Source organism: Streptomyces sp. NPDC037288, assembly GCF_055603265.1.
In genome coordinates this window covers 1-5,947 of record NZ_JBVJVY010000129.1, presented here as the reverse complement: position 1 = coordinate 5,947, position 5,947 = coordinate 1, and the positions used below count along the sequence as shown (strand labels likewise).

Here is a 5,947-nt window from a genome sequence, read left to right as displayed (position 1 = left end):
GATGCCGACCACGAGGTTCTGTTCCCTGATCGGCATCCCGCGCCGCAGCTACTGCCGCTGGCAGGCAAGGCAACGTCAGGGTCTGCCGGCCGTGAAGGGGCCGTGGCCCGCGCCGGTCGTCGACGCCGTGGAGCCGTTCGCGGCGAAGTATGCGGCCGACTGGCCGGCCTGGGGCCACCGCAAGATCCACTGGCTGATGCGGGCCGACGGACATGACGTATCGGCCTCGTCCGTCGAAGGGGCCCTGCGCCGACGGGACTTGCTCCAGCCCGTCGACTACCAGGGCGAACGCCGTGAGCACGCCAAGGCCCGCAAGGCCGCCTTCGCCGAGCCGCCAACGCGGCCGAACGAGGTGTGGCAGCTGGACTTCTCCGAGTATGAAACCACCGGCGGCGGCATCTGGCGCCTGGCCGGGGTAACCGACTACTTCACCAAGTACGAGCACGGCTGGCACATCGCCCCGTCGTGCACCGGAGCCGACGCCATCGAGGCCGTCCGCATCGCCATCGCCGGGGCCGAGTGCCTGGGCGGTGCCCCGCTGGCCGAGCTGCTGCCCACCGATCAGGAAACCGGCAAGATCCACAGGATCAAGCTGGTCACCGACAACGGAAGCGCGTTCAAGGGCGCCGCGTTCGCGAGGTTCATCACCTCAAGACCCGAGCTGCTGCACATCCGCACCCGCGCCAAGAGCCCCGGCCAGAACGGAGTCCGCGAACGCGCCTTCGGCTCGCTGAAGTACGAACACCTCTACCGCCTGGAGATCGAGGACCTCGACACCCTGGCCCGCCAGGCGGAGCACTACCGGCACGTCTTCAACAACGTCCGGCCCCACGAAGCCCTCGCCGGCCACCGCCCGACCGAGATCTACCGCACCCCAACCCTGCACCCCCAACTGATCAGTGAGCCACAAACTTGACGCAGGACATCGTGGCTCATCTACGCCCGAAGGCGAACTTCGCACGCGCTGGCGGAAGTTGGGATGTTTCAATCAGGCCCTGCTGGCGCTGGCCCACTTGCGGAAGAATGAGACCCTCGCCCAGGTGGCCGCCGGTTTCGGCGTGTCGGAAGCGACCGCCTGGCGCTACGTCGGCGAGACCGTGGAGGTACTGGCCGCGTGGGCACCGGGCCTGCACGAACCCTCGTCGGTCTGGGCGAAGGCGACTTCGCCATCGTCGATGGGACGCTGATCCCCACCGACCGGATCGCGGCCGATGAGCCGTATTACTCGCAGAAACACAAGAAGCACGGCATGAACGTCCAGGTCATCACGCGTCCGGACGGCACACCCCTGTGGTTTTCGCGAGCGACGCCGGGACGGACCCACGACCTGACCGCAGCCCGTGCTCACGGCATCATCCAGGCATCTCCCACCCGCCGAGGGTGGAGGCGCTCACGCCGAGGGCGCGGGCCACTTGGGCGCGCGACAGGCCGAGCTCGTCGCGCAACTGGCGTCGCCTTTCGGCGGGCGGCAGCGGGATCGGATCGGCAACAGCGGCCAGGAGCTCGTCGATCGCCTGGAAGTCACTCATGGTGCTGTCCCTCCCCCTCAGGTGTGGGCCATGTCGACGAAGCGGGAATAGTGGCCCTGGAAGGCGACGGTGATGTCGGCGGTGGGGCCGTTGCGGTGCTTGGCGACGATCAGGTTGGCTTCACCGGCGCGCGCGGAGAACTTGTCGTAAGCGTCCTCGCGGTGGAGCAGGATGACGACGTCGGCGTCCTGTTCGATGGCTCCCGACTCCCGAAGATCGGATAGGACCGGCTTCTTCTCGGCGCGCTGCTCGGGGCCGCGGTTGAGCTGTGAGAGGCCGATAACGGGGACCTTCAGTTCCTTGGCCAGCATCTTCAGGCCGCGGGAGATCTGGGAGACCTCGACCTGGCGGCTCTCGGCCCGCTTCCCGGACTCCATGAGCTGCAGGTAGTCCACGACCACCAGGCTCAGTCCGTGGCGCTGTTGCAGGCGTCGGCACTTGGAGCGGATCTGCAGCATGGTCAGGTCGGGCGAGTCGTCCAGGAACAGAGGCGCGTTCGAGATCTGGGGCTGCTTGCGCCTGATAGCGTCCCAGTCGTCTTCGGTGAGGGTACCGCTGCGCATGTGGTGCAGGGCGACGCGAGCCTCCGCAGACAGCATGCGCATGTTGATCTCGGAGATGCTCATCTCCAGCGAGAAGAACACGCTCGGCAGGCAGTCACAGATGGAGCAGGCGCGGGCGAAGTCCAGAGCGAGCGTGGACTTGCCCATCGCGGGCCTGGCAGCGACCACGATGAACTGGCCGGGCTGCAGGCCGGCGGTGAGGGAGTCGAGGTCCAGGAAGCCGGTGCTCACCCCCGTGAGCTTGCTGTCCCGGCGGCCGATCTGTTCCAGCTCGTCGATCGTGGTGGCCAGGCTGCCCTGTCCCGGTGTCTGGGGATCGGTGGTGATCGACAGCTCAGTCGCGGCGTAGATCTCCGCCTGGGCCTGGTCAGCGACCGAAGCCAGCTCCCCCTCTCCTGACCGGGCCATCGCCTGGATCTTTCCGCCGGCGGCATACAGGCGTCGGCGCACAGCCAGTGAGTGGACGATCTCGGCATAGTGCTGCGCGTTCGCCGCGGTGGGTACCGCCTGGACCAGGGCGTGGAGGTAGGAGGCACCGCCGACCCGGGTGATGTCACCGGTCTTGGTCAGCTCGGCGGCAACCGTGATGGGGTCGGCGGGCTGGCCGTCGCCGTACAGCTTGATGATCGCACTGTGAATGGTCTCGTGCGTGGGCGTGTAGTAGTCCCGAGGCTTAAGCGGGCTCTCGATGACGTCAGCGATCGCGTCACGGCTGAGCAGCATGCCGCCGAGGACGGAGTACTCCGCCTCCGTGTCGTGTGGCGGGACGTGCTGACTGGAGGGGATGTCGTGGCCAACCTCCGGAAGGTTGTCTACGGTGGTCATTCGATCTCCGAATTCCTGCGCTCTGGGATGTGGCAGATCACGCGGGCCGCCCGGGCAAGGGGCGGCCCGCACTGATGTGCAGGCTCAGGCCGTGGCCAGGACCACGGACGGATTGCAGTCAGGGCACTTGCGCGGCAGACCTTCGCGCGGAGTGATCCAGCGGTACGCCGGCCCCTCGCACTTGCCGCACCAGGCCAGCCCATGGTCCGGGCCGGTCGCCGGAGTGGTCTTCATGCGATACGGGAGACGGCCGATGCGGTGCGTCTCCAAGATCAACTCGTAGTTGTGCACGCCGCCAGGGTTCTTCATCAGCTCAGTGCGCAACGTCTCGTCGAACGCCCAGCCTCGCTCAAGAGCCTTCGCAGCCAGGACGGGCGCAAGGCGGGCTGCGGACTCAGGACCCAATGCCCACGGACCATCCAGCCGCAGCAGGAGAGCACGGGCCTGAGCCACGACGCCAGGGCTGCTCTCCGCTGTGACCGGCGTTGGTGCAGCCGCAGTGCTGGCGTCGGCCACGAGCGCCAGCTGATGGCCCTGGGCGGGGACCGTGGACCGTACGGCCTTATGACGAGGGAGGTCATCGATGCGTTCGCGCAGCGCAGCCCGGGGCTCCTTGCGCGTCCGCCGGGTCAGGTACGTGGTGAGCTCACCATCCAGCGCCCACCCCTGAGCGGAAGCGACCTCAGCGAGCAGCGGAGCCAGCCGCGCAGCGGTCTTGCGGCCGCAGGCCCATTGGCCGGGCAACTCGGCAAGGAACTCCGCCGCGGCCGCGACAGCTGCCGCCGAGGGACCCGTGGTGGATGCGCCCTGCGTGACCGCTGAGGGGTTTGGGGAGGAGGAATCCTCCTCCTCCCTACGGGGGGGAGTGGGGGGGGCACAACGAGACGCGTTGGAATCCAACGTATCGGCCTGACCTGCATAGACGTTGCAATCCAACGCACCGGACGCCTCGTGCGAGTGCCGATACGTTGAAAATCCACGCGGCCCGCTGAGCTGCGAGGACGCCTGGCGGTAGTCGGGGTTGTTCTGGGGGTTCCGGTAGACGGCGAACGCCCACTTCGGACGCCCCGCCTCGGTGTCATAGCCGTCACGGGACCGCTGGACGTGTCCGGCAGCGCGCAGTCGGCGCATCACGCCTCGCAGCCGGCTGTCGCCCATCTTCCAGCCGGACGCCTGGAACTCCTCGGCGAGCGCCTTGACGCTGGAGGGCTTGTCCGGGTCGCGCAGCAGAAGGCGGATGAGTACGCCGTAGTCCTCCGGCTGCAGTTGCGGTGAGTAGGCGAGCCCGCGGGGAACGACCACTTCCTCCGGCGGCTCCCATGCCCGGCTGATTCGGCCGCTGCTGAACTCCTCCGGAGTCACGCCGCACCCCCAGCTGCCACGGTTGAGCCGGCGGTCTCCAGCAGTGCCTGTCTGGCACCGCCACGTAGCGGCCTGGCAGAGTCGAGGGCGGCAGATCCAGCGGGCACATGCAGGAACCCGCTGCCGGTGAGGCTGGTCAAGAAGAGGGAGTTTGTCCCCATCGTTCGGACGACAGTCCGAGACGTGTTCAACCGAACATGAGGCAGTCGGTTCTGCCTGGTCCTGACGGCGTTGGTGCTGGTCAGGCGGTACAACGGGCTTCCTTTCCCGCTGCGATATGCACCTGTGCACCCGGTCAAGCTACGGGGCTGTCTCCCGCAACTTGACGCTCCCCCGTAGAGTAGCGGAAAAGCACCCGGGTACCTATCGGGTGTAGCGGCACCGGCCCCCTGGCCGGAGCCAGGGGTGATGGGGTTCCAAGCACACACATCACAGCTGTTATGGAAGGACTCGCGACAACCTTTGGCGAGGAGCGACGCGAGCCCCTTCTGGGCGGTGGCCCGGGACATTGTCCCGGGCCCCTTGCTTTTCAAGCGGCGGTGGCGGCGGCCGCTAGAACGGGCAGCAGGGTCTCTTGAGCGGGGAGCCCCTTAGGAAGCACGGAACTCCACGAGGCGTTCGACACGCAATGCGGCGAGCGCATCATCGGGACCGGAGAGCAGGGCGTGCGGCGGAATCTGCCAATGGTCGGCGAGCCGACCGAGGTCGTTGAGCCTCCATGGGAGATCCCCACGCTGGCGGCGGGAGATCAGCATCTTGGAGCGCTGAAGAACCCGTCCGACGTCGGTGAGTGACTCACCGGTCTCGCGCAGGATGGCGGCGATGCTCGTGCGGGTCACCTCCTCCACCGGATGCTGCTCCACGCTCCCCCTCTTCTCGCAGCCATTGGCCACAGCGCACAACCCCGATCTAGTAAACCCGGTGTTTACGCAAACGCTGGAGCCTACCGTACGGGGACTTGCCGCCTTCGCAAAGGGCATCCCCTCCAGTCAGCTTAAAGCTGACGTTGTGCCACCTCAGAGGGCGTTTGAAGTAGGCAGATTGCCCTTGATGCCCTAGTACGTTCCTCGCCAGGTGGGGGTGGTCTCGTCCGTTATGCGCCGGGTGAGGTTGTCGACCGAAGCGATGTGGATCATGGCTTCGGAGCTGGCGGTGAGAGTCTCGTAGCCACGGGCCAGACGGCGGTGCATCATGATCCAACCGATAGGCTGGAGGCGCCGTGGAAGACCAGGACGTCGGCGCTGTGCTCTCGGCTCGCGAGAGCCAGGACGTCCTGGAGCGCGTGCTCCTGCCTGCGGCCACCAAGAGCGCCGTGCCCCAGGACCGCCCGGTCGTGGTGATCGTCGGTGGCCAGCCGGGAGCTGGGAAGACCAAGGTCGCCGACCTGGTCCAGGCCGCGCTCGACCAGCGCGGCGGGGCCGTACGAATCGGCCGCGACCTGTACAAGCGCGCCCACCGCCACTACGCCGCGGCGTTGGCCGCCGACGTCCGAACCGCCGGCGCGAAGGTCCGGCCGGACACCCGCTACTGGCAGACCGCCATCGAGGGATACGTCCGCGAACACAGTCTGGATGGCATTGTCACGTTGTTGGGGGTGGCTGGTGTTGAGGGTGTGTCGGGGCGTGCTTCTTCCGTGTGTCGGCCGGTGTCAGACGGTCGCGGGGCAGC

The 5,947-nt window shown here is 67.4% G+C and carries 7 protein-coding genes and 1 pseudogene; 3 read left to right on the top strand and 5 right to left on the bottom strand.

The window, feature by feature from the left end:
* A partial coding sequence (locus ACZ7GZ_RS42030; protein WP_471033005.1) for a transposase occupies positions 1-916 on the top strand: 916 nt, incomplete at its 5' end.
* A gap of 21 nt (positions 917-937) precedes the next feature.
* Positions 938-1,378 (top strand): annotated as a pseudogene (locus ACZ7GZ_RS42025) (transposase family protein); the annotation flags it as partial.
* Here ACZ7GZ_RS42025 and ACZ7GZ_RS42020 read toward each other — a convergent pair.
* From ACZ7GZ_RS42020 to ACZ7GZ_RS42000, 5 genes are all read right to left on the bottom strand, one after another.
* Positions 1,353-1,529 (bottom strand): helix-turn-helix domain-containing protein, encoded by a 177-nt coding sequence (locus ACZ7GZ_RS42020; protein ID WP_471033002.1) that lies wholly within the window; start codon positions 1,527-1,529, stop codon positions 1,353-1,355. The pseudogene ACZ7GZ_RS42025 and the gene ACZ7GZ_RS42020 overlap by 26 nt on opposite strands.
* A 17-nt stretch (positions 1,530-1,546) precedes the next feature.
* Complete coding sequence (gene dnaB, locus ACZ7GZ_RS42015) at positions 1,547-2,989, bottom strand: replicative DNA helicase (protein ID WP_471033000.1); 1,443 nt, start codon at positions 2,987-2,989, stop codon at positions 1,547-1,549.
* A gap of 12 nt (positions 2,990-3,001) precedes the next feature.
* A complete protein-coding gene (locus ACZ7GZ_RS42010; protein ID WP_471032997.1) occupies positions 3,002-4,279 on the bottom strand; it encodes a hypothetical protein in 1,278 nt (425 codons plus the stop codon).
* A gap of 590 nt (positions 4,280-4,869) precedes the next feature.
* Positions 4,870-5,142: a hypothetical protein gene (locus ACZ7GZ_RS42005; protein WP_471032995.1), complete on the bottom strand. Its 273-nt coding sequence runs from the start codon at positions 5,140-5,142 to the stop codon at positions 4,870-4,872.
* A 192-nt stretch (positions 5,143-5,334) separates the two neighbouring features.
* Positions 5,335-5,472 carry a hypothetical protein gene (locus ACZ7GZ_RS42000; protein WP_471032993.1) on the bottom strand — a complete coding sequence of 46 codons (138 nt, stop codon included), beginning with the start codon at positions 5,470-5,472 and terminating at the stop codon, positions 5,335-5,337.
* Positions 5,473-5,498: 26 nt separating this feature from the next.
* Here ACZ7GZ_RS42000 and ACZ7GZ_RS41995 point away from each other — a divergent pair.
* Positions 5,499-5,947, top strand: a 449-nt coding sequence (locus tag ACZ7GZ_RS41995) for a zeta toxin family protein (RefSeq protein WP_471032992.1), incomplete at its 3' end; no start/stop codon positions are given.